This is a genomic window from Pseudoalteromonas sp. C8, from assembly GCF_011378685.1.
Taxonomy (GTDB): domain Bacteria; phylum Pseudomonadota; class Gammaproteobacteria; order Enterobacterales; family Alteromonadaceae; genus Pseudoalteromonas; species Pseudoalteromonas arctica.
The window spans coordinates 62053-85402 of sequence record NZ_WTKT01000008.1; the positions used below are offsets into that span (position 1 = coordinate 62053).

Annotated in this window: 21 protein-coding genes; 16 read left to right on the forward strand and 5 right to left on the reverse strand. The window is 39.5% G+C overall.

The genetic code is table 11. From position 1 onward, the window contains the following. Positions 1-2 precede the first annotated feature (2 nt). The 3 genes from aceF to GQR39_RS09530 all read left to right on the forward strand — a co-directional run bounded on the left by aceF (position 3) and on the right by GQR39_RS09530 (position 4527). Positions 3-1922 (forward strand): pyruvate dehydrogenase complex dihydrolipoyllysine-residue acetyltransferase, encoded by a 1920-nt coding sequence (gene aceF / locus GQR39_RS09520; RefSeq protein WP_165735466.1) that lies wholly within the window; start codon positions 3-5, stop codon positions 1920-1922. Between the two features lie 175 nt (positions 1923-2097). Continuing rightward, positions 2098-3522, forward strand: a complete 1425-nt coding sequence (gene lpdA, locus GQR39_RS09525) for a dihydrolipoyl dehydrogenase (protein WP_007586124.1) — start codon at positions 2098-2100, stop codon at positions 3520-3522. Between the two features lie 324 nt (positions 3523-3846). Further along, positions 3847-4527, forward strand: a complete 681-nt coding sequence (locus GQR39_RS09530; protein WP_024590630.1) for a tRNA-uridine aminocarboxypropyltransferase — start codon at positions 3847-3849, stop codon at positions 4525-4527. A 10-nt stretch (positions 4528-4537) separates the two neighbouring features. Here the strand turns inward: GQR39_RS09530 and GQR39_RS09535 are convergent, their stop codons facing one another. Further along, positions 4538-5053, reverse strand: coding sequence for a hypothetical protein (locus GQR39_RS09535; RefSeq protein ID WP_024590631.1), 516 nt, complete (start codon positions 5051-5053; stop codon positions 4538-4540). A gap of 937 nt (positions 5054-5990) precedes the next feature. Here GQR39_RS09535 and GQR39_RS09540 point away from each other — a divergent pair. Genes GQR39_RS09540 through GQR39_RS09555 form a run of 4 tightly spaced genes read left to right on the forward strand, consistent with a single transcriptional unit; the run spans position 5991 to position 10624 of the window. Then, positions 5991-6995, forward strand: a complete 1005-nt coding sequence (locus GQR39_RS09540; RefSeq protein ID WP_024590632.1) for a Fe(3+) ABC transporter substrate-binding protein — start codon at positions 5991-5993, stop codon at positions 6993-6995. Next, positions 6995-8626: an iron ABC transporter permease gene (locus GQR39_RS09545; protein WP_165735467.1), complete on the forward strand. Its 1632-nt coding sequence runs from the start codon at positions 6995-6997 to the stop codon at positions 8624-8626. Before GQR39_RS09540 ends, GQR39_RS09545 begins: the two co-directional genes overlap by 1 nt. Continuing rightward, positions 8627-9676, forward strand: coding sequence for an ABC transporter ATP-binding protein (locus GQR39_RS09550; protein ID WP_165735468.1), 1050 nt, complete (start codon positions 8627-8629; stop codon positions 9674-9676). It begins immediately after the preceding gene. A gap of 48 nt (positions 9677-9724) precedes the next feature. Beyond that, the gene (locus GQR39_RS09555; RefSeq protein WP_165735469.1) at positions 9725-10624 is read left to right on the forward strand and encodes a Dyp-type peroxidase; all 900 of its coding nucleotides are present in this window, start codon (positions 9725-9727) and stop codon (positions 10622-10624) included. A 7-nt stretch (positions 10625-10631) separates the two neighbouring features. On the opposite strand, the gene argR is transcribed toward GQR39_RS09555, so the two are convergent. Next, positions 10632-11099 carry a transcriptional regulator ArgR gene (gene argR / locus GQR39_RS09560; RefSeq protein ID WP_002957753.1) on the reverse strand — a complete coding sequence of 156 codons (468 nt, stop codon included), beginning with the start codon at positions 11097-11099 and terminating at the stop codon, positions 10632-10634. A gap of 225 nt (positions 11100-11324) precedes the next feature. Between argR and mdh the strand changes: the two genes are divergently transcribed. Beyond that, positions 11325-12257, forward strand: a complete 933-nt coding sequence (mdh, locus tag GQR39_RS09565) for a malate dehydrogenase (RefSeq protein ID WP_007586102.1) — start codon at positions 11325-11327, stop codon at positions 12255-12257. 86 nt (positions 12258-12343) lie between these two features. Here mdh and ispB read toward each other — a convergent pair whose 3' ends face one another. Next, entirely contained in the window at positions 12344-13315 is a 972-nt protein-coding gene (gene ispB / locus GQR39_RS09570) for an octaprenyl diphosphate synthase (protein WP_007586099.1), read from the reverse strand. Positions 13316-13737: 422 nt separating this feature from the next. Here ispB and rplU point away from each other — a divergent pair, with 422 nt between their 5' ends. The 7 genes from rplU (at position 13738) to GQR39_RS09605 (ending at position 18485) form a co-directional block, all read left to right on the forward strand. Then, positions 13738-14049: a 50S ribosomal protein L21 gene (gene rplU, locus GQR39_RS09575; RefSeq protein WP_002957748.1), complete on the forward strand. Its 312-nt coding sequence runs from the start codon at positions 13738-13740 to the stop codon at positions 14047-14049. A 16-nt stretch (positions 14050-14065) separates the two neighbouring features. Continuing rightward, positions 14066-14323 carry a 50S ribosomal protein L27 gene (gene rpmA / locus GQR39_RS09580; protein ID WP_002957747.1) on the forward strand — a complete coding sequence of 86 codons (258 nt, stop codon included), beginning with the start codon at positions 14066-14068 and terminating at the stop codon, positions 14321-14323. Between the two features lie 140 nt (positions 14324-14463). Next, a complete protein-coding gene (gene cgtA, locus GQR39_RS09585) occupies positions 14464-15621 on the forward strand; it encodes an Obg family GTPase CgtA (protein ID WP_007586086.1) in 1158 nt (385 codons plus the stop codon). 73 nt (positions 15622-15694) lie between these two features. Next, the gene (gene folA / locus GQR39_RS09590) at positions 15695-16186 is read left to right on the forward strand and encodes a type 3 dihydrofolate reductase (RefSeq protein WP_165735470.1); all 492 of its coding nucleotides are present in this window, start codon (positions 15695-15697) and stop codon (positions 16184-16186) included. A 78-nt stretch (positions 16187-16264) separates the two neighbouring features. After that, positions 16265-16642, forward strand: coding sequence for a DUF3718 domain-containing protein (locus GQR39_RS09595; protein ID WP_007586082.1), 378 nt, complete (start codon positions 16265-16267; stop codon positions 16640-16642). Between the two features lie 296 nt (positions 16643-16938). Continuing rightward, positions 16939-17823: a UTP--glucose-1-phosphate uridylyltransferase GalU gene (gene galU, locus GQR39_RS09600; RefSeq protein WP_007586080.1), complete on the forward strand. Its 885-nt coding sequence runs from the start codon at positions 16939-16941 to the stop codon at positions 17821-17823. A gap of 188 nt (positions 17824-18011) precedes the next feature. Then, entirely contained in the window at positions 18012-18485 is a 474-nt protein-coding gene (locus GQR39_RS09605) for a peroxiredoxin (protein ID WP_165735471.1), read from the forward strand. Between the two features lie 104 nt (positions 18486-18589). On the opposite strand, the gene GQR39_RS09610 is transcribed toward GQR39_RS09605, so the two are convergent. After that, positions 18590-20716 (reverse strand): S8 family peptidase, encoded by a 2127-nt coding sequence (locus GQR39_RS09610; RefSeq protein ID WP_165735472.1) that lies wholly within the window; start codon positions 20714-20716, stop codon positions 18590-18592. Between the two features lie 328 nt (positions 20717-21044). On the opposite strand from GQR39_RS09610, the gene GQR39_RS09615 reads away from it, so the two are divergent. Then, positions 21045-22229, forward strand: a complete 1185-nt coding sequence (locus tag GQR39_RS09615) for an NAD(P)/FAD-dependent oxidoreductase (protein WP_165735473.1) — start codon at positions 21045-21047, stop codon at positions 22227-22229. Positions 22230-22231: 2 nt separating this feature from the next. On the opposite strand, the gene GQR39_RS09620 is transcribed toward GQR39_RS09615, so the two are convergent. Beyond that, a complete protein-coding gene (locus tag GQR39_RS09620) occupies positions 22232-23305 on the reverse strand; it encodes a GGDEF domain-containing protein (protein WP_165735474.1) in 1074 nt (357 codons plus the stop codon). Between the last annotated feature and the right edge of the window lie 45 nt (positions 23306-23350).

Genomic DNA, 23350 nt, shown 5'->3' on the forward strand with positions numbered 1-23350 from the left:
CAATGAGTATTGAAATTAAAGTACCAGATATTGGTGACGATGAAGTAGAAGTAACCGAAATATTAGTAAGCGTTGGCGACAAAGTAGATGTGGACCAATCATTATTAAATGTTGAAGGCGACAAAGCATCAATGGAAATACCTGCTTCGCAAGCGGGTACAGTTAAAGAAATTAAAGTAAACGTTGGCGACACCGTTACAACTGGCTCTTTAGTATTTTTGTTTGAAGGCGAGAGTGAAAGCACTGGTGAAGAAAAAGCATCAGCCGCTGCTCCAGCTAAATCTGAAGAGGCAGCACCTGCTGCTTCTACAGGTTCTTCAACTAAAGAAGTAACCGTACCAGATATTGGCGATGATGAAGTTGAAGTAACTGAAATCATGGTTGCTGTTGGCGACACCGTTTCAGAAGAGCAATCTATCTTAAACGTTGAAGGCGACAAGGCAGCAATGGAAGTTCCAGCTCCATTTGCCGGTATAGTTAAAGAAATTAAAGTCGCCGCTGGCGATACAGTTAAAACAGGCTCATTAGTGTTTGTTTTTGAAGTAGCAGGAAGTGAATCTGCGGCACCGGCTAAAGAGTCGGCTCCTGTAGAAGCGCCAGCAGCTAGCTCAACAGCAAACGCAGCACCAAGTACTAAAGAAGTTAATGTACCTGATATTGGTGGCGATGAAGTTGAAGTAACTGAAATTATAGTTGCAGTTGGCGATACGGTTGAAGAAGATCAATCAATCTTAAACGTTGAAGGCGACAAAGCGGCAATGGAAGTACCAGCTCCATTTGCAGGTACAGTTAAAGAAATTAAAGTAGCTGCTGGCGATAAAGTATCGACAGGCTCATTAATTTTTGTATTTGAAGTTGCAGGCAGCGCGCCGGCAGCAGCATCAGCACCAGCTGAAAAATCAGCACCTGCAGCAGCGGCTAAAACTGAGTCGGCACCGGCTCAAGCAGCACCTGTAAAAGCAAGTAATGAAAGCTTCACAGAAAACAGCGCGTATGCTCATGCATCACCTGTTGTTCGCCGTTTAGCGCGTGAGTTTGGTATTAACCTAGCTAACGTTAAAGGCACTGGTCGTAAAGCCCGTATAGTTAAAGAAGACGTGCAAAACTATGTTAAAAATCTAGTTAAGCAAGTTGAATCTGGTCAATTATCAGCAGGTAGTAGTGCTGGTGGTAGCGAGCTTGGTCTTATTCCATGGCCTAAAGTTGATTTTGCTAAATTTGGCGAAATTGAAGAGCAAAAGCTGTCTCGTATTCAAAAGCTATCAGGCAAAAATTTACACCGTAACTGGGTACAAATCCCGCATGTTACACAGTTTGACGAAGCTGATATCACAAGCCTTGAAGTATTCCGTAAAGAGCAAAATGTGCTTAGCGAGAAGAAAAAGCTGGGTGTTAAAATTACACCACTTGTGTTTGTAATGAAAGCAGCTGCAAAAGCACTTGCTGAATTTCCAAAATTCAACTCATCGCTTTCTGCAGACGGCGAAAGCTTAATCCTTAAAAAGTACATTAACATTGGTGTTGCAGTTGATACGCCAAACGGTTTAGTTGTACCTGTGTTTAAAGATGTTGATAAAAAAGGCATTATTGAACTATCACGCGAATTAATGGAAGTATCTGTTAAAGCACGTGACGGTAAGCTTACATCGTCTGATATGCAAGGTGGTTGTTTTACTATTTCTAGCCTTGGCGGTATTGGCGGTACGGCATTTACGCCGATTGTTAATGCACCAGAAGTGGCTATTTTAGGTGTGTCTAAATCTGAAATGAAACCTAAATGGAATGGCAAAGAGTTTGAACCAAAACTAATGGTTCCGCTGTCTATGTCATACGACCATAGGGTTATTGACGGAGCCTTAGCTGCACGCTTTACTGTGACTCTTGCAAGTTACATGAGCGATATTCGCCAATTGGTGATGTAATCGCTGGACAATGAATAGAATCAAATCCCAGCCAGTTGTTTTTAGCTGGGATTTTTACCATTTGCAATGATACAATCTTTGCACAAATTTGTGATCTGCTCTCACTTTCTGCCTTGCAGAAACATGGCAGTTAAACTTTAGGGCAGTGTCCCGTTCAAACAATTAAGGTAATAGCATGAGCAACGAATTAAAAACTCAAGTTGTTGTACTAGGCGGTGGTCCTGGTGGTTACTCTGCGGCATTCCGCGCTGCTGACTTGGGCTTAGAAGTTACATTGGTAGAATCTCGTGAAACATTAGGCGGCGTATGTCTTAATGTTGGTTGTATTCCTTCAAAAGCACTTTTACACGTAGCTAAAGTGATTGATGATGCAGCTGAAATGTCATCTCATGGTGTTACTTTTGGCGCACCAAAGATCGATCTTGACCAAGTTCGTACTTGGAAAGATTCTGTAGTTGGCCAGTTAACTGGTGGACTAGAGGGCATGGCTAAAATGCGTAAAGTGAAAGTTGTATCTGGTTACGGCAAATTCACTGGCAGCAATACTTTAGTAGTTGAAGGCGAGAAAGACTCTACAACTATCACGTTTGATAACGCGATTATTGCAGCAGGTTCTAAACCAGTTAACTTACCTTTCATCCCACAAGATGACCGTGTAATTGATTCAACTGGCGCGCTAGAGCTTAAAGATGTACCAGAAAAACTACTTGTACTTGGTGGTGGTATTATCGGTCTTGAAATGGGTACGGTTTACCGTGCACTAGGTTCTGCAATTGATGTTGTAGAATTTGCTGACCAATTAGTTCCAGCAGCTGATAAAGACATTATCAAAATTTACCAAAAATACGTAAGCAAAAAATTCAACGTAATGCTTTCAACTAAAGTTGTTGGTGTTGAAGCTAAAAAAGATGGCTTATACGTAACGTTTGAAGGTAAAAACGCACCAGCAGAACCTGTACGTTACGACAAAGTGCTTGTTGCAGTTGGCCGTACTCCAAACGGTAACTTACTTGATGCTGAAAAAGCGGGCGTAAACGTTGATGAGCGTGGCTTTATTAATGTTGATAAGCAATTACGTACTAACGTAAGCCATATTTTTGCAATTGGTGACTTAGTTGGCCAGCCTATGCTTGCACATAAAGCGGTTCATGAAGGTCATGTCGCTGCAGAAGTTATTTCTGGTCAGAAGCATTTCTTCGACCCTAAATGTATTCCTTCAATAGCGTACACTGACCCAGAAATCGCTTGGGTAGGTGTTACTGAGAAAGAAGCAAAAGAGCAAGGCCTAAAAATTGAAACTGCGGTATTCCCGTGGGCAGCTTCTGGTCGTGCTATTGCATCATCTCGTACTGAAGGTTCTACTAAACTTATTTTTGATAAAGAAAGTGGCCGTATAATCGGTGGTGCTATGATCGGTATTAACGCGGGCGAAATGCTTGGCGAAATCGGTTTAGGTATTGAAATGGGTGCTGATGGTGAAGACTTAGCGCTTACTATTCATGCTCACCCTACATTGAATGAATCAATCGGCCTTGCAGCTGAAATTTTTGAAGGTTCGATCACTGACTTACCAAACAAAAAAGCAGTTAAAAAGAAGTAATTTAACTTTTTAGCATTTGTTTGAAAAACCCAACTTCGGTTGGGTTTTTTTATGCCTGGTTTTTAATTTGAGAGATGTTGAATTAATTCAATGATACCAATCTGCTTATATATGGGGTCTATTTAACGTTAAGAAAATTACGCTAGAACTAGGCAAAAGTTTTTGTATCTAGTTGTTCTAAATAAAAAATTTTTAACGAAGTTATAGTGCAATTTAATTCGTTAAATTGATCAAAGATTTATGCAGGTTGGTATGGCTATAAATATAAGATTAAATTGCGATAAGTCGTTACAATGCGCGCTTAATTAATTGAAGGTAAATACAGTGAAAAACTCAGTTTTAGCATTACGCGCTCAACAAATAAGTGAATCCCGTCGAGAGTTTAATGCTCGAGGCGGTAAATTAGATCGCTGTGAGCAATGCTTAATAGCTAAGCACTACTGTATTTGTAAAGGTGTTGAGCATGCAGATTGTAAAGCAGCTGTGTGCTTATTAATGTATCACAATGAAAGTTTTAAACCTTCTAATACTGGGCGCTTAATTGCTGAAATAGTGCCAGATAACCACGCATTTAGATGGGATAGAACAGACCCTAACCCCGCTCTTTTAGCTTTGATAAGCGATTCACAATATCAGCCAATGGTAGTATTCCCTGCTGAAGACGTAGAAGAGGGCAGGGCCATTACCGAAATAAGTATTGAAGAGGGTAAAAAACCGCTATTTATATTTTTAGATGGTACCTGGCGTGAAGCTAAAAAAATGATTCGCAAAAGCCCATACTTAGATAACTTGCCTGTACTTTCTGTTACTGCTGATAAACTATCTGATTACCGATTACGTGTTGCCCCTCATGCGCATCAACTAGGCACTGCTGAAGTGGCTATTATGGTGCTAGCGCTTGCGGGAGAAATGGATGCATCTTCTAAATTAGAACAGCATTTTATTAAGTTTCGTGATGCGTATTTGCTTGGTAAGCGCAATAAAGGCCGACCGCTAGAAGAGTAGTTTTACGCAGTTAAGCGAAAGCTTGCTGCTCTTTTAAGTGAGCAAGTGCTTTATTTTGAATTGCTCTGAAGCCTTCTTCAGATGTTAATTGTAAAACCGTATTATATAATTGGCTTACGCTATTGTGAGCCTGAATAAACGAGGTGCAGTCCTCACCAATCATATCCTTAGCCTCTTCGACTCGCTTTAAAAAGTAACAGCTAATATCGGTTTTTCCCTTAAAGTGAGTAGTCGCAATAGCGTTTGCTATTCTATTAAGCTGATAACTAAATTCATCAGGTCGAGAACCCTCACCCCATTTACTAATAGAAATATCGCTTTCTAACTGGATAATTACGTTAAGTATGTTTTTAAACTCACTCATTGGCATATTTAAAAAGTTATAACCTTTGGGGCTAAATAAAGCTTTATACGGATTTTCGTTGGGAGTTTGGGCACTAAAAACACCAATTGGTTTTGCTGTACTTGCGTCTGATACTTTACATAAAAAGGTATTGCTTTGCGGCGTTTTAAAATTCATATCCATTGAGTATTTATGATCCTTGCGTTACTTAGTTATCGGCGCAATTAATGAAAAACTTAGCGAAATTTAAAATATTAATAAAGTATTTGAAGGTATTAATATTGATTAGCTGGGATGCAGTATTACCCTGCAAAAGTTAGTGGTAGTTGCTTAGAGCTTTACTAAACCCAAATTTTAGGCAAAGAAAAGCGCGCTCTATCTCTAGGCGCGCTTGCGGAATCTTCTAATTTTCTGCATCCTGCAATTGAACTTAATCAACTCCAATTTTTACTAATCCATGTTTATTACTATATTACTTTTTAGTTCTATGTAATGTAGACCATCCGGGCCTGTATCCTTAAATTCCTAAACATCCTGTAGGGTAAATACTATTACCAAATCCTTAATTACACTTCCTAGTGTATCCCTATTTTAACCAATCCATTGTGTTGCCTTAAAGGCCTGTCCATTTATTCCTTAAACATCCTGTTAAACAACTTAGCCGTGTTGTTATCCTTTTCGCATCTTCCTGACGCTGTCCTTTTTACAACATTGCGTTGTGATACTCATCCTGAGCCTGTCCTAAAATCCGTGTTGTCCTGGTAACCTAATCATTGGTTGGTTGAGTAAGCAGTCCATTTCCTTTTACTCAATAAGCGTCATTGCTTGGTTGATGCGTAAATTATAGTGCAATAGAGCAACTAAAATAGGGATAAAACTACGTTCAATTAGTATTTATGCAATAGTAATAATGTGAATATTCAATAAATACAGTTGGTTAGGTTGTTTTTGTGTGTTTTTTATCTTGATTTTTACTCATTAGCTGTCACATCCGTGAGACATCTCTTACACGGCATTTCCTTTTTGGGCGTTATTTACATATTTACATTTATTTAAAGTGTGCACTTTTTGAATGAGCGCGGTAGAATTCGATGATAATAACAATTATTTAGGTGAAATAATGAAGACAGTATTTACACTTGTTTTAGGATTAGCAGCATCGGCACCAGCCTTTGCAAGTGACGTTGTTAATATCTATTCTTTTCGTCAGCCGTTTTTGATTCAGCCAATTTTAGAAGATTTTACAAAACAAACGGGAATAAAAACCAATGTTGTTTTTGCTAAAAAAGGGTTAATTGAGCGTGTTAAACGTGAAGGTAAACACAGTAAAGCCGATTTAGTATTAACCTCTAATTTTAGTGCGCTTATTCAATTAGAAGATTTAAAATTAACACAAACTATAAAAAGTGACAGTGTAAATAATAACGTGCCTGCAGCTTTTCGTGACGGTGATGGCCAATGGGTCGCGCTTACTAAGCGAGTTCGTAATGTGTATTCATCAAAAGAGCGAATTGGTGCGTTACCTAAGCTCACTTATGAAGATTTAGCAGATCCTAAATACAAAGGACAAATTTGTACGCGATCAGGCAAACATCCATATAACTTAGGTTTAGTGGCTTCTATGATTGCACACCATGGTGAAGCGCAAACCAAAGAGTGGCTTGAAGGTGTTAAGGCTAATTTAGCACGTAAACCTCAAGGTAACGATCGTGCTCAAGTTAAAGCAGTTAAAGAAGGTTTATGTAACTTGGCATTAGGTAATAGTTACTATCTTGGTAAAATGCTAGAAGATAAAGAGCAAAAAGGTTGGGCAGAGGCCGTAAATATTAACTTTCCGAATCAAACTAATCGTGGCTCACACATAAATGTTTCGGGTGCGGTTATTACCAAATATGCTAAAAACCCTGAAAATGCATTAAAGCTCATAGAATATATGACCGACAGCAAAGCACAAAACATGTATGCCTCATTAAATATGGAGTATCCAGTTAAGTCGGGTGTTGAACTATCAAGTTTGGTTGCCTCTTGGGGGAGTTTTAAAGAAGACAGCTTGCCACTTGATGAGATTAGTAAATATCGTCCGTTAGCGCTTAAGCTAATTGATGAGGTGAAGTTCGATCTTTAATGACTAATAAATTTAAGCTGTCTAAATGGCAGCTCTTTGCGTGGTCGACTGGCTTAATTCTATCGGCCCCGTTGTTTTTTCTTCTTTTTGAATCTCTACAAGGTAGCTCTGAGGTGTTTTCTCACCTGTGGGATACCGTGCTTTGGGATTACATAACCAATACCGTATTGCTTGTTTTAGGTGTTTGCGTCCTTAGCTGCGCCATAGCTTTGCCACTTGGATGGCTAACGGCTTACTGTAGTTTCCCGGGTAAAAAACAGTTTGAATGGGCACTTATGCTGCCCCTTGCTATGCCCACCTATATTATTGCCTATGTATACACTGATTTATTAGATTATGCGGGCCCGGTGCAAATAGCGCTGAGAGAATGGTTTGGTTGGCAATCGCCTAATGACTATTGGTTTTTTGATATACGTACATTACCCGGCGCCATCGTTATGATTGCCTTGGTGCTTTATCCGTATTTATTTTTGATTTTTAAAACGGCTCTTCGCGAGCAGTCATTCAAATTAGTACAAGCTAGCCAGTTAATGGGATTATCTCCTTGGCAAAGTTTCTTTAAAGTAAGCTTAGTACTCTCTCGTGGGGCTATTGTGGCGGCTCTTGCGCTTATAAGTATGGAAACCATGGCTGACTTTGCAACAGTGAGTTATTTTGCCGTAAGTACATTAACGACTGCCGTATACGATACGTGGTTTGGTTATTACTCACTTACAGCGGCAGCTAAAATATCGGGTGTGATGTTATTACTGTTATTTTTAGCATTAATGGCGGAGCGCTTTAGTCGTCGTAACCAAGCGGTATTTGAGCGCCAATCAAGTGTAAATAGTGAATCTCTCTATGTATTAAAAGGAAAGTCAGCTTGGCTCGCAACGGCATTTTGCAGCTTTATTTTATTTATCGCGTTTGTAATCCCTATTGCAGTACTTATAAATTACGCCATTACCTACTTTGATAAAGCATGGAATGTAGAGTTTTTTAGTTACGCTTGGCAAAGTTTAAAAGTGGCAGGGGTTGTGAGCCTAATAACGATTACGTTGAGTGTTTTTGTGGTTTTTTATCAGCGTGTGGCAAAGCAAACGTATCCGCTTATTCCTGGGCGTTTAGCAAGCACAGGATATGCGTTGCCTGGCACAGTACTCGCTATTGCGGTTTTATTACCGCTTACATTGTTAGAGAACACCATCAACACAGCGCTCGAGCCGTATAACTTAGATATTGGCTTGCTGCTTACAGGTAGCATTCTTACTATTATTATTGCTTATATTGTTAGGTTTTACGCCATTGCACACGGAGCAATTGAGTCGAGTTTTTTACGTATTAGCCCATCACTTGATATGGCAAGCCAATCAATGGGTAAAAGCCAAGGACAAACACTGCGTTTAGTGCACCTACCTTTACTGCGAAGAGGATTGCTTACTGCTGCGTTATTGGTATTTATTGAGTGCATGAAAGAACTGCCGGCTGCGCTATTGCTCAGGCCGTTTAATTTTGAAAGCTTAGCTACTCATGTATTTCAGTATGTGAGTGACGAGCAGTTAGAACTTGCTTCAATATCGGCATTATTTATTGTTATTGTTGGGTTTATTCCTTTGTATTTTATTAATCGTTCTATGGAGCAGCGTAGTTAAATGAGTAGTTTAATTTTACAAGGCGTGAGCTATCACTATAACGGCACAAAGGTTATTCACGATTTAGATTTAACGGTGGGTAAAGATGAAATTGTTTGCCTACTCGGAGCGAGTGGCTGCGGCAAAACGACCACGTTAAAAGCGATTGCAGGTTTAATTGAAGCCAAGCAAGGGTCTATTTTTATAGACGGTAAATTAGTGAGTGATGAGCAATCGTTTGTCTCGCCTGAGCACCGTAACATCGGCATGATGTTTCAAGACTATGCGTTGTTTCCGCATTTAACGGTAGCAAATAATATCGCATTTGGGCTTAGTAAAATGAGTAAAGCTCAAAAGCAGCAACGCGTAGATGAAATGCTTAAGCTGGTACATTTAATTGGCTGTGCCGACAGGTTCCCGCATCAGTTATCGGGTGGTCAACAACAACGCGTAGCTATTGCTCGTGCATTAGCTTATAAGCCTAGTTTATTGCTACTTGATGAGCCCTTTTCAAATATTGATACGCAAGTACGCTTTGAATTAATCGCCGATATACGTCGAATTATTAAGGCAACCCAAGTATCTGCTGTGTTTGTTACACATTCAAAAGAAGAGGCGTTTGCGTTTTCAGATACACTTGCCATTATGCATCGCGGTAAAATTGAGCAACAAGGCACGCCCGAGCAGCTTTTTGCAGATCCATGTTCAAAGGAGGTTGCAGAGTTTCTGGGTCAAGGCATATACTTGAGCGCAGAAGTATTAACAGCAACTGAATACAAAACACCATTTGGTTTAGTCGAATCTTATGTTGAGAGTAAGCATGACGTAAGCGTAGGGCTTATATATGTGCGCCCTCATCAAATAGAATTAGTGGCAGATAACCAAAGTGACAAACTCAGCAAGCGAGCTACAATCATAAGTCGTCGCTTTATTGGTTCGGCGTATGTTTATTCACTTGTTATTGATAAACAAGAAATTGAAGTTGCTGCACAATATGGCCAGTCATTTGAAAATAATGAACAGGTTATAATAAAAATAAAACCTCACACGGTGAATTTTTTCGAATCGTAATTAATTTGTTATTCGCTGTGTTTTTATCTGTAAAACTAAGGAATAACAATGGCGCAAGCGCAATCAGGGATTTGTGCTGAAGCAAACTTACACGGTTTGCACTTATTTTTTAATGTGTTTGATGGTCAAGATGAATCACTTCGCGCAAAGTTAAAACAAGTAAGCGCTATTGAAGAAGAATTTAGCGATCAATTTTCAGAATCAATGCTCTCTTGCATGGTTGCTATTGGTGCGCAATATTGGCCGCATATCCTCCCTGAATACATCCCAAGCGAATTACAGAGCTTTCCTAATATAAACCATAGCGATCATCAAATGAGCGTACAACCGTGCGATTTATTTGTGCAAATTCGCTCTGACCGTGAAGACGTTAACCATTTATTTGCGCTGCAAATTTTAAAACTATTTGCCCCCGATGTTGAGCTGGTGGAGCAAATTCGTAATTTTCGCTTTTTAGATGGTCGTGATTTTAATGGTTTTATTTATGGTGGCGACACCGCACATGGAAGAAAAAAGCGCGCTACGGCTTTAATTAGTAGCCCTGGCAATTTTGAAGATCAGGGGAGTTATATTCATGTACAGCGCTATAAGCATGACTTAACTATGTGGCAGCACTTATCATTGAGCGAGCAAGAACAAATAATGGGACGTACGCGCCTTGATAACACGCTAATTACCCCTGCGATCGAAACCAGCCATGCTTCGCGAAGTGAGCTAAAAGACGAAGACGGACAACCGCTATTATTAAATCAGAGCATGCCTTATGGCGATGTGTATGAGCAGGGAATGTTATCAATTACATGCGCTTGTACGGGCACCGCATTTGAAAAAGTACTGAATAGTCGTTTAGGGGAAGGGGATTGTTACGACCACTGGCTTGATTTTACTCAAGCCGATATGGGTTCTGCTTTCTTTGCGCCTTCAGTCGGGTTTTTAAAACAAATTTAGTTTGCTATTAAACCGTATCAAATAAAATGCGAACACGTTCAAGTGTTACATCTATTTCAGATATTTTAGCAGGAGCGATAAAAATAGTATCGTCGCCTGCAATTGTTCCTAGTACGCCATCTGCTTTACCTAATGAATCTAATAAACGAGCAATAAGCTGAGCGGCGCCTGGACTGGTACGAATAATGATCATCATTTCGTTGTGCATAATGTCGATTACTAATTGGCGTAATGGGCTTTTAGCCGTAGGTACACCCATTTCAGCAGGTAAGCAGTAAACCATTTCTTGTTTGGCGTTACGTGTGCGTACAGCACCAAATTTACTTAACATGCGCGATACTTTACTTTGGCTTATATTGTCAAAGCCTTGATCTTTTAATGCATCAACTATTTCGCCTTGAGAGCCAAAATTTTCTTCTTTTAATAGTGATTTAAATGCTTTTACCAGTGCTTCTTGTTTATCTTGTGGTTGCATAGTCTTTATTCGTTTTTGTTATTTATGCCGCAAATTCTACACAAAAATGAATAATTATGCAGCAGTTGTTTAGTTAACTTGCCAGTTTGATGCGTTAAATCACAAAAGTTTACGACTATGGTCGAAAATATACTTGAAATAGACAGGATAAATTTGTTTTTAGTCGCTAATTTCATTATCTTAAGAGCCACAAATGTTTCCTACCTCAAATTACGGAGAATTCCAATGAAAGTTGCTGTATTAGGTGCTGCAGGCGGTATCGGCCAAGCGTTGTCTTTATTATTAAAAACAGGCTTACCAGCTGGCTCTGAATTATCACTTTATGATGTTGCACCAGTAGTACCAGGTGTTGCGGTTGACCTTTCTCACATCCCAACAGATGTTAAAGTAGCAGGCTTTGGCGCAGACGAATTAAACAAAGCGCTTGAAGGCTCTGACATCGTTCTTATCCCAGCGGGTATGCCACGTAAACCAGGTATGGATCGTGCTGATTTATTTAATGTAAATGCTGGTATCATCAAAACTTTAGCAGAAGGCATTGTTGCTAGCTGTCCTAAAGCGTTAGTAGGTATTATTACTAATCCAGTAAATGGCACAGTTCCAATCGTTGCTGAAGTATTCAAAAAAGCAGGTACTTACGACGCTAAACGCGTATTCGGTATTACTACGCTTGACGTTATTCGTTCAGAAGCATTTGTTGCTGAACTTAAAGGCGTAGACGTAGCAACTGTGAAAGTACCAGTAATTGGTGGTCACTCAGGCACAACTATTCTTCCTCTACTTTCTCAAGTTGAAGGTGTTTCTTTCACTGATGAAGAAGTTGCTGCACTTACTCCACGTATCCAAAATGCGGGTACTGAAGTTGTAAATGCTAAAGCAGGCGGTGGTTCAGCTACGCTATCTATGGGTGCTGCTGCAGCTCGTTTTTGTATGTCTTTAGTTAAAGGCCTACAGGGTGAAGAAGTTGTAGATTACGCTTACGTTGCTGTTGAAAATGGCGATGCAGAGTACTTTGCACATCCAGTACGTTTAGGTAAAAACGGCGTAGAAGAAATTCTTTCTTACGGCGAACTAAGCGCATTTGAAACAAAAGCAAAAAATGACATGCTTGAAACACTGAAAAAAGACATCAAAGAAGGTGTTGATTTCATGGCGTAATAGCCAAAGTAGAATAACAAAAAAGCCTGCATTTGCAGGCTTTTTTATTGCTCAGAATTAATTTCACACTGTGTAACTAGTTAAAACTAGTGGTCGCGGTCAACCGCAATACGAGCAAGGCTTATGAGTGCTTGCTTATAGTCAGACTCAGCTAAAAAGTCTAAACACGCAATAGCTTTGTCAGCTTCAAGCTCTGCTTTTTGCATTGTAAATTCAAGCGCATTAGTTTGCTTTAGTGCCGATAGAATGTCTTCTAAATGCTCCATACCATTACTGTGCTCTATCGCATCACGAATAAGCTGCGTTTGCTGCTCGCTACCATGTTGCATAGCATAAATAAGTGGAAGCGTTGGTTTGCCTTCAGCTAAATCATCACCAATGTTTTTACCCAACTGCTCAGCATCTGCATTGTAATCGAGTACATCATCTACTAGCTGAAACGCAGTACCTAAATGCATACCATATAGGTTTAGTGCATCGAGAGTAGTCTGGTCTTGCTCAGTAATAATGGCAGCAAGGCCTGTCGCTGCTTCAAACAACTTAGCTGTTTTAGAGTAAATAACCTGCATATAACTGGCTTCGGTCGTATCTGGGTCGTTGCAGTTCATTAACTGCAATACTTCACCTTCAGCAATAATGTTTGTTGCATCGGCAAGTACTTGCATAACCTGCATTTTTCCAAGGCCAACCATAAGCTGAAATGAACGAGTGTAAATAAAGTCACCAACCAATACGCTAGCAGCATTACCAAATTCAGCATTTGCTGTAGGTGTGCCACGTCGTAAGTTTGATTCATCTACAACATCGTCATGCAATAGCGTTGCTGTATGAATAAACTCAACAATTGTTGCAAGTGTTATGTGATCTTTACCCTGATAACCGAGCGCTTTGGCTGCTAAAATCGCGAGCATTGGACGAACGCGTTTGCCGCCACTGCTAACTATATATAAACCAAGCTGATTAACTAACGCCACATCTGAGCGCATTTGCGCATGTATAAGTTGATTGACGTCATTCATATCGCTTTCGATTAACGCCTGGATAGCTTTTATATCCATTGATCTCCGAGCCAATTTTTATGTGTGAACGGCGCAGATTGTACAACAAAAAATGCACTAGCTCGATATTTTGTGACGATTGATTGAAAAAACACTATTAAAGTACTTAATTTAGACTGAATTAGCCAAGATAACTGATTAATTGATAATCAATATACAGTTTATGGTGTGCTTAGATATTAAGCTGTGAGGGTCATATTTGAGTACATTAATTTATTTCGACTAAGAGTTAAAAAGCGCTTGGCAAAAGGGCTAATTAATATAAAATGGGGTAAATATTGAATTGCTCTCAAAGCAGCTACTTTTTATTCATTTTAATTACAAAATAGGCTTGCTAGTTATTTCGCGTTAGCGTAAACTTCGCGCCCTATCGAAGAATATTTTAGTTGCGCCGATTTGAGGGTGCACAGACGGAGTTAATTATGTACGCGGTTTTCCAAAGTGGTGGTAAACAGCATCGTGTGACTGAAGGTCAAACGATTCGTCTTGAAAAATTAGACGTTGAAACTGGTGCGGCAGTAGAATTTGATTCAGTACTTTTAGTTGCTGATGGTGAGAAAATCGAGATCGGTGTACCGTTCGTAAACGGTGGCAAGATAACAGCTGAGGTTGTTTCACATGGTCGCGGTGAGAAGATTAAGGTTGTTAAATTTAGACGCCGTAAGCATTCTCGTAAGCAAATGGGCCATCGTCAATGGTTCACTGAAGTTAAAATCACTAGCATTAGCGCTTAATTAGAGGTACTTAGAAATGGCACATAAAAAAGCAGCTGGTAGTACTCGTAACGGTCGCGATTCAGAAAGCAAACGCCTAGGTGTTAAGCGTTTTGGTGGCGAATCAGTTCTAGCGGGTAGCATCATTGTTCGTCAGCGTGGAACTCGTTTCCACCCTGGTACTAACGTAGGTATCGGTAAAGACCACACTATCTTCGCAAAAGCAGATGGTAAAGTTCAGTTTGAACAAAAAGGTCCTTTAAACCGTAAATACGTAACTATCGTAACTGAGTAATCAGTAAGGTAGTTAAAAACCCCGCCTTTGCGGGGTTTTTTGTTTTGTAGTCAGTCAAAATATATACCCAAGCCTGCATTTGTGTTGGCTTGGGTATATAATAGAGTTATTAAACAAGCCAATCCCTAAAGTGAGTAATCATGAAGTTTGTAGATGAAGTAGAAATTCGCGCAGAAGCTGGAGACGGTGGCAGCGGCATCGTGTCTTTCCGTCGTGAAAAATATGTTCCAGATGGTGGACCAGACGGCGGTGACGGTGGAGACGGTGGTAGTGTTTATCTACAAGCTGATGAAAACTTAAATACCCTAATTGATTATCAGTTTGAGCGCTTTCATAGAGCTGAACGTGGTACTAACGGTCGTAGCCGTAACTGTACAGGCCGAAAAGCCGATGACTTATTTGTTATGGTGCCTGTAGGCACGCGCATCATGGATGTTGATACCCAAGAGGGACTTGGCGACTTAACTCAAGATGGTCAACGAATTTTGGTTGCAAAAGGTGGTTTCCACGGCTTGGGGAATGCACGTTTTAAATCAAGTACTAACCGAGCACCTCGTCAAAAAACATTGGGCACACCCGGTGAAGTACGTAACTTAAAGTTAGAGTTACTATTATTAGCTGATGTAGGCTTACTAGGATTACCAAATGCAGGTAAATCTACGTTTATCCGCAGTGTATCTGCAGCAAGACCAAAAGTAGCTGATTACCCATTCACGACGCTTATTCCTAATTTAGGTGTGGTACGTCCAGAAGCAAATAAATCATTTGTTATAGCCGATATTCCGGGTCTAATTGAAGGTGCATCTGATGGTGCAGGCCTAGGTATTCGCTTCTTGAAGCATTTAGAGCGTTGTCGTGTGTTATTGCACATTATTGATGTAATGCCGGTAGATGGTTCAAACCCTGTTGATAATGCATTCTCGATTATTAACGAGCTACACCAATACAGCCCTAAATTAGCAGAAAAGCCGCGCTGGTTAGTGTTTAATAAAATAGATTTATTACCAGAAGATGAAGCAAAAGCGCTATGCGAAGCGATTGCAGAAGAGCTGGGCGAAACTGAAAATATTTATCACATTTCAGCAATTAATAAACTTAATACTCAACCTTTAATCCACAACATAATGACACTACTTGATAGCATGCCTAAAGAGAAGTTTGTACAAGTTGAAGATGAAGAAGTTGAATTCAAGTGGGATACCTATCATGAAAAAGCCACTAAAGGTAAAGGCAATGATGATGATTGGGACGACTGGGATGAAGACGATTACGACGTAGAAGTTGTCTACGAGCGTTAATTAAATAGAATTTATTAAAAAGGAGCTTATGCTCCTTTTTCTTTGTTTAAGAATAAAGTACTAGGTGTTTATTATGATAATTTCAATGATTGCAGCAATGGCAAATAACCGTGTAATTGGCCTAGATAGTAAAATGCCATGGCATTTACCTGCGGATCTTCAGCATTTTAAAAAAATAACTACGGGTAAACCTGTGATCATGGGTCGTAAAACTTTTGAGTCAATAGGCCGTCCTTTACCTGGGCGTCGTAATATTATTATTACTCGAAACAGCGAATATACTGCACAGGGTATTGAAGTGGTAACCACACCAGAGGCCGCACTAGAACTGGTTTGTGCTGTTGAAGAAGTAATGATTATTGGTGGCGGTAATATTTATGAGCAATTTTTACCAAAAGCAGAACGCTTGTATTTAACCTTTATTGATTTAGATATTAAAGGCGATACACAGTTTCCTGATTACAATAAAGTTGCTAATTGGGACGTGAAAGAAGAGCAAGAAAACCTCCCTGATGAAAAAAACAAATCTAGTTATAAATTCGTAACTTTGTATAAAGAACATTAACATTATTGCGTAATTTTTGATAGATTGATATAATATTTGATAGTCTATATAAGAACAAAGTATTATAAAGGGTTTGTCATGTTTAAATTACCAAAGCTAGTTGCACTTACTGCTGTTGTCGCTGTAAGTTCTTTTTCGTATACAGCACCTGCAAATGCTGAAGATCAATTAGCAGTATCTATTTGTGAATATATTGCGGCAGACGATAAAAACCGATTACGCAGCAAGCTTAAAAGCTCTCGTGTAAAAATTCGTAATATTTATGATGCAGTACAATGTAATGGTAATAACTTATTACGCCATGCTGTTGCTAGTAATGCAGTGGATACTGGTGAGTATATAGTTAAAAACTTATCAAAAAGTGCGTTAACAGATGGTGCTGATATTGCTTGGGCTGAAGGCAACTTTGCTAGCTCACCACTTATTGCAGTGATTAAAGATCGCGCTGGTCTTTAATTATAAAAAGGTTTTATAACTCTACCTTCAGTAAGGTATTGTTAAATATTGATTAGTCTGAAGTTGTTATTAATAACAATCTCAGGCTTTTTTATTTAGCTAATGTAATCTCACCCCCCCCCAACAAAATCATTAATAAGTTCACTATTTACCTATCTATTTTATATTCCTAAAGTGTAGAGTCTTCACTTTAAAAGCAGCTTCAAATTTACTTCTTCAAAAGAGGTAACTTTATTCAGCTGGTATCTATTTTGTATCTGCTAGTTTATTTACAAACTTAATCACTAAGGATAGATATGAAAGCTGTAATTCCAGTAGCAGGCTTAGGGACGAGAATGCTCCCTATGACAAAAGCTATTCCAAAAGAAATGCTCCCTATAGTTGATAAACCTCTAATTCAATATATTGTCAGCGAATGTGTATCTGCCGGTATTAAAGATATTGTATTAGTTACACACAGCTCTAAAAATGCAATCGAAAACCATTTTGATACAAGTTACGAGCTAGAAGCTACTCTTGAAAAACGTGTTAAACGTGCTTTATTAGATGAGATTCGCTCTATTTGTCCGCCTGATGTCACCATTATGAGTGTACGCCAAGGTGAAGCTAAAGGGCTAGGGCATGCTATTTTGTGTGCTAAGCCAATAGTTGGTGACGATAACTTTGTAGTGCTCCTGCCAGATGTGATACTTGATGCTTATACAGCGGACCAAAAAACTGAAAACTTAGCGGCCATGATTAAACGCTTTAAAGAAACTCAAGCAAGTCAAATAATGCTTGAGCCGGTAGCTAAAGAAGACGTTAGTAAATATGGTATTGCTGATATAAACGGTGTTGAGTTAATGCCAGGTAAAAGTGCTGCAATTAAAGCAATGGTTGAAAAACCTGATGCTGATTTAGCACCTTCAAATCTTGCTGTTGTAGGGCGATATGTACTGAGTAAGAATATTTGGCCTCTACTCGCAAAAACGTCTGTAGGTGCTGGCGGTGAAATACAACTTACAGATTCTATTGACGCATTAATGGCACAAGAAACCGTTGAAGCATTCCATATGAGTGGTCGCTCTCACGATTGCGGAGATAAGTTAGGCTATTTAAAAGCAATTGTAGAGTACAGCATGCGGGATAAAAAGTTAGGTAATGACTTTTCTCGCTTTATAAATGATTTGAATTTACCTTAACTACAGAGCAATAAATTTTATGAAAACTATAGAAGCTAAAATAGTTTTCATAAAATGTAGTGAACTCGGTCTATAAACCTTTGCTAGACTACTCTGGGTTACTAAGTTAGTTACACTTTACCTACACTGTAATAGGTTACGTAGTATGATTGTTACTTATTCTGTATTGATCTTTTAAAGGAACCACCATGATTGAGCAAGGCCAAGAATTACCATCGGTTACGTTAACGCAATTAACTGACGACGGTATGCAATCTCTTACAAATAAAGAGTTGTTTGAAGGTAAAAAAGTCGTGTTATTTGCAGTGCCAGGTGCATTTACACCAACGTGTTCAAATGCACATCTACCTGAATTTATTACTCTTGCTGATAAAATTAAAGCAAAAGGTGTTGATGCTATTTACTGTGTATCTGTTAATGACGCATTTGTTATGAAAGCATGGGGCGACTCGCAAAACGCGCAAGAAATTACCATGCTTGCCGATGGCGATGGAAGTTTCACTAAATCGTTAGGGCTTGATAAAGATACCGCTAGTTTTGGTGGTTTACGCTCAACGCGTTACGCTATGATTATTGAAAATGAAGTAGTAACTGGTTTATTTGTAGAGCAAGACAAAGAGTTTGTTGTAAGCCGCGCAGAATCAGTACTAGAGAAGCTATAACAGTAATAAAGTGTAGGTTTTAGCTTTAATTAATCAGCTACTTACTATTTAAAAACCGATGTTGGAAACAACATCGGTTTTTTATTTACGGCTCAAATTTCAAATTACGGTTGGTATTGTCCGCTAAGTGTTAAACCAGAGAAAGTGCTATAAGCGTTAACACTTAAGTGCCAAGTACCTGCTTGTGGATTGGTAAATGTACATGTTTCTGCGTTGCCATTTTTATAAGGGCGACAATCGTACGTAGTGGTTGTTGGTTGGCTGCCATATTTTACAAATAAGTCTGCATCGCCACTTCCACCCGACGTTGTTACTGTAAACGTACTCATTCCTGCAGGTACATCTAACGTGTAATGTTTCCACTGACCAGTATTGGCTGTCACATCGCTTATAGTGCCTCCGCCAGCTTGTGGAGTGCCTGTACCGCCACCAGACGATGAACCACCAGTAATATTACCTACCAAGCTCACAGCTGAATACGCAGAGTAGCCGTTAAGCATTACGTGGTAAGTTCCCGCAGTAGGGTTATCAATAGAACACTCTTCGCTATTACCGCCTTTATAAGGGCGACAGTCATAGGTAGTAGTTGTAGGTTTACTGCCCGCACGTACGTATAAATCAGCATCACCAGTACCACCACTCATAGTGAATGTTACGTTAGTTGCACCGCTTGGTATGGTCATAGTGTAAAACGCTTGTGCATTTGCAGCCCCACTTAAACCTGTTTTAGCTTCACCATTAATAAGCTTGCTATCACCGCCTGTAGGCGGAGTAGTGCCGCCACTTGCTGCTGCAACAGCTGCGGCTGCATCAACAATACCCGTACCACAGCTAGTACATGTAGCAGGGAACGAACGGGTTGTTGATTTTAAAATACTTTCTATTTCGTCAGGCGTTGCATCTGGTTTTGCTTGCTTAATAAGTGCCGCAACACCTGCTACGTGAGGCGCAGCCATTGATGTACCTTGCGAATAACCGTAGCTGTCGCTTGAAGGTGTAGACGAACCTGAATTGTAAGTTGATAGAACACCTTCAGAGTCGTTTGCAAAACTTTGCGCGCCACCCGGTGCTGCAACATCAATATTGCTACCGTAGTTTGAGTAATAAGCTCGACCGCCATTACGACCTACTGATGCTACGTTTACTACACCATTACAGTTACCTGGGTTGTAGTTTGCCGAGTTATCGTTATCGTTACCTGCAGCAATAACTACCACAGTGCCGTTACTGCGTGCTGTGTTAATTGCATTTTGAGTTGTCGAGCTACATGAACCGCTGCCGCCTAAACTCATGTTTATTACATCTGCAGGGTTTGAGTTAGCAGGAATGCCTGAAACACTTCCGCCAGATGCCCAAATAATACCGTCTGCAATATCTGAGGTTAAACCACCACACTTACCAAGTACACGAACAGGCACTACTTTTGCGTTATAAGCTACGCCTGCAACGCCTTCGCCGTTATTGGTTACCGCAGCAACTGTGCCGGCTACGTGCGTGCCGTGCCAGCTAGAGTTTTGTGCACCGTTAGTACCACATTCATTCGCAGCAACAGCATCACCAGGATCACGTGCATCGCTATCGCGACCACCGCCATCGTTAGCTACCGATAGGTTAGAGATCATATCGTAACCCGGTAAAATGTTAGCATTTAAATCGGCATGTGGGCGGTAACCCGTATCTAGTACAGCTACAACTACACCGCTACCCGTTGCGGTATCCCATGCAGTAGGTAAGTTTAAACCACCGGCTTGCTCGTAGTAGTGCCATTGGTCATCAAAGCGAGGGTCGTTAGGAGTTGAAAACGGCTTTAACATTTGATCCACTTCAATGTATTCAACATTGCCAGAATCAACCATTTCTTGCATAAACTCTTGGGCTTCTGCTGTACTTAATTTTTTATCAGCACGCATTACGTGGTGGTTATTAAGTGCCATTGCACGAATATATTTTGCTTTTACTTTGCCTTTTTTAGAAGCGAAGTTTTTGACAAAGCTTTGTGCGCGCTTTTTCATGCTAGACAGGCTTGCGTCTGCAGTTGAGAGGCTTGCCATTTCGTTATTATTTTTATATTTAATAATGAACTGAGTTTCGAAACTGCCTTGGCTTTGTAGTTTAGCCGATGTTTCAGTCATTGAACTTGAAACTGATTGAGCCATGCCAGATGTTGCTGCAAAAAGCGTACTAACTGTAATTGCAATTGCGCATCTTTTAAAAGTTTTACTAGTTGTCATAATTATCCCTAGATTTTTATTTATTATTTCGTGATATAAGATCACGATGCGGGAACAAAAGTAAACGATCTGTTAACCGGGTTAAAATATCAATTTATTATGTACCTCTTTCATTTAGTTATAACCCAGGTTTTTAGCGGTTTACTCGTTGTTTAGTATTTGTCATATAAATTAAAAATAAGCATAAAGGGTTGTTTTATTGTGAGGGTAATTATTCCCTACTTATTACTGATGCGTTTTTGTTGTGTTATTACTAATAATTCAAATGCTGCGTTGTTAGCTATTAAACTTTGCTATAATCGAGCAAATTTTTTAATGAGATAAATAAATGACCCAAGTAGATGTAATTGTAATAGGTGCGGGAGCAGCAGGATTAATGTGTGCAGCGCAAGCTGGATACCGTGGCCGAAGCGTTACAGTACTTGATATGGGGAAAAAACCAGGTCGTAAAATTTTAATAAGTGGTGGTGGGCGTTGCAATTTTACAAATGAAAATGCAACCCCGGATAACTACTTATGCACAAACTCTCATTTTGTTAAATCATGCTTAAGTCGTTATACACAGCATGACTTTATTGAGCTTGTAGACAGACATGGCTTGGCGTATCACCATAAAACACTAGGCCAGCTTTTTTGCGATAACAATGCACAAGACATTGTTGATATTTTACTAACCGAATGTGAGTGGGCCGGAGTAAATATAAAGCTACGCAGTGAAGTGATCAATGTATCAAAAACCGAAACCGGCTATAGCGTTACCACAGAGCAAGAAACCTTAAGCTGTGAGTCGTTAGTTATAGCATCAGGTGGCTTAACCATGCCAAAACTAGGGGCTACACCAATAGGTTATAAAATTGCAGAGCAGTTTGGCTTAAGCGTGTTACCAACTATGGCTGCACTTGTGCCGTTTACTCTGCATCAGCATGATAAAGATCGTTTTGAAGGGCTTTCGGGAATTAGTATTCCATGTGAAGTTTCAAGCGAAGACGGCACCGTATTTAAAGAAAATATCCTCTTTACTCACCGAGGGTTATCGGGCCCTGCAATATTGCAAATAAGCTCATTTTGGCGAGCAGGGCAGGCTGTCACTATAAACCTGCTACCTGAAATTGATTTAAGGCAACAACTTGCTGATTGGCGTGAAACACAAGCCCAAAAGTCGTTAAAAAACAGCCTTTCGACTATTTTACCTAAACGCTTTATAGAAATACTGCATGAAAGCAAAGCGATACCAGATTGTAATATTAATCAGCTTACACATGCCCAAATAGATGAGTTAGTTAATTACATTCATGCGTGGCAAATAAAGCCTAATGGGACCGAGGGCTATCGTACTGCTGAGGTAACTTTGGGCGGTGTAGATACCGACGAGTTGAGCTCAAAAACCTTTGAAGCTAAAAAAGCTAAAGGCCTATACTTTATAGGCGAAGTAACTGACGTAACGGGTTGGTTAGGGGGCTACAATTTCCAGTATGCTTGGAGCTGTGGATTTGCTTGTGGGCAGTACGCTTAAGTTTAGGCTATAGACCCATTTAAGTAAGTTGATTGAGCGATAACGGTTGAATCGTTATCGCTAACACATACTTTATTGCGTCCATTATTTTTAGCCTTATATAGCGCTGTATCGTCTTTTTGTATCGTTGCTAACCCAATACTTATAGTAAATGCTATATTTGTAATGGTGTTTTTGGCAATATATTTTCTCAGGTCATCAGCTTTTTTAGCGCTATCATTTAAAGAGGTGTTCGATAAAATAATCGTGAATTCTTCTCCGCCCCATCGCGCAATAAGTGCATCATTTCCCATACGCATTTTTAATATTTTAGAAAATTCAGTGAGTACGTTATCGCCAACTAAATGCCCGTAGGTATCGTTTATATTTTTGAAGTGGTCTATATCGCAAATAAGTAAGCAATGTGGGGTTTTAAAAACGTCATTTTTAGCAATTAACTGTGATAATTCAAAATCAAATTTTTGCCTGTTATAAAGCCCCGTTAACTTATCGGTTTCTGCTAAGTGTTGAATTTCTAAGTTACGGATAGATAATCGAGTGTATGCCGAAAACCGTGTTTTTTCGTAAAATCTAAAAATTAAAATATGAGCAAGGCTTACCTCTATAAGATTAAATAAAGAGCCTAAGCCAATTGTTACAGTTTGCTGTTGTTGTAAATACACAAGGTACGCACAAATAGTAAAGGCGACTGTACTAAATAGGCTTCCCCAGTTTCTTCCAACTAAAAAAAAGCTAAAAGGCGGGATTAACGTTGCCCAAAATAAAGAATGCGCATGTCCGCCTACAGAAATCACAAACATCATTATTAAGCTAACAACCATAAGGGTAACAGCCCACGCTGCTGCATTTACGTTGGCTGTTTTATTAAACCAAGTATAAATACCTAACGATATCGTAAGTCCTAAGGCATCAATTAAAGCAATGTCATAGCTTTCAAAATAAAAAAGATTGAGGAGTGTTAAAACTAAAAAGTAACATGTAGTTATTAGTAAAGAGTGAGCTATTAAGCGAGTACGCCAAAAATCCTTATGATCTTTAGGGTATTGTGGAAACTCTTTGTACCAAAAACCTAGCATAATGAACGACTCTTTAACCTCTGAATTTAGTGATTATTACCTATA

Bases quoted from the DNA above. Each gene is read 5' to 3' on its own strand.
- aceF (WP_165735466.1), top strand. From the start codon at position 3: ATGAGTATTGAAATTAAAGTACCAGATATTGGTGACGATGAAGTAGAA.
- lpdA (WP_007586124.1), top strand. From the start codon at position 2,098: ATGAGCAACGAATTAAAAACTCAAGTTGTTGTACTAGGCGGTGGTCCT.
- GQR39_RS09535 (WP_024590631.1), bottom strand. From the start codon at position 5,053: ATGGATATGAATTTTAAAACGCCGCAAAGCAATACCTTTTTATGTAAA.
- GQR39_RS09540 (WP_024590632.1), top strand. From the start codon at position 5,991: ATGAAGACAGTATTTACACTTGTTTTAGGATTAGCAGCATCGGCACCA.
- GQR39_RS09545 (WP_165735467.1), top strand. From the start codon at position 6,995: ATGACTAATAAATTTAAGCTGTCTAAATGGCAGCTCTTTGCGTGGTCG.
- GQR39_RS09550 (WP_165735468.1), top strand. From the start codon at position 8,627: ATGAGTAGTTTAATTTTACAAGGCGTGAGCTATCACTATAACGGCACA.
- GQR39_RS09555 (WP_165735469.1), top strand. From the start codon at position 9,725: ATGGCGCAAGCGCAATCAGGGATTTGTGCTGAAGCAAACTTACACGGT.
- argR (WP_002957753.1), bottom strand. From the start codon at position 11,099: ATGCAACCACAAGATAAACAAGAAGCACTGGTAAAAGCATTTAAATCA.
- mdh (WP_007586102.1), top strand. From the start codon at position 11,325: ATGAAAGTTGCTGTATTAGGTGCTGCAGGCGGTATCGGCCAAGCGTTG.
- ispB (WP_007586099.1), bottom strand. From the start codon at position 13,315: ATGGATATAAAAGCTATCCAGGCGTTAATCGAAAGCGATATGAATGAC.
- rplU (WP_002957748.1), top strand. From the start codon at position 13,738: ATGTACGCGGTTTTCCAAAGTGGTGGTAAACAGCATCGTGTGACTGAA.
- rpmA (WP_002957747.1), top strand. From the start codon at position 14,066: ATGGCACATAAAAAAGCAGCTGGTAGTACTCGTAACGGTCGCGATTCA.
- cgtA (WP_007586086.1), top strand. From the start codon at position 14,464: ATGAAGTTTGTAGATGAAGTAGAAATTCGCGCAGAAGCTGGAGACGGT.
- folA (WP_165735470.1), top strand. From the start codon at position 15,695: ATGATAATTTCAATGATTGCAGCAATGGCAAATAACCGTGTAATTGGC.
- GQR39_RS09595 (WP_007586082.1), top strand. From the start codon at position 16,265: ATGTTTAAATTACCAAAGCTAGTTGCACTTACTGCTGTTGTCGCTGTA.
- galU (WP_007586080.1), top strand. From the start codon at position 16,939: ATGAAAGCTGTAATTCCAGTAGCAGGCTTAGGGACGAGAATGCTCCCT.
- GQR39_RS09605 (WP_165735471.1), top strand. From the start codon at position 18,012: ATGATTGAGCAAGGCCAAGAATTACCATCGGTTACGTTAACGCAATTA.
- GQR39_RS09610 (WP_165735472.1), bottom strand. From the start codon at position 20,716: ATGACAACTAGTAAAACTTTTAAAAGATGCGCAATTGCAATTACAGTT.
- GQR39_RS09615 (WP_165735473.1), top strand. From the start codon at position 21,045: ATGACCCAAGTAGATGTAATTGTAATAGGTGCGGGAGCAGCAGGATTA.
- GQR39_RS09620 (WP_165735474.1), bottom strand. From the start codon at position 23,305: ATGCTAGGTTTTTGGTACAAAGAGTTTCCACAATACCCTAAAGATCAT.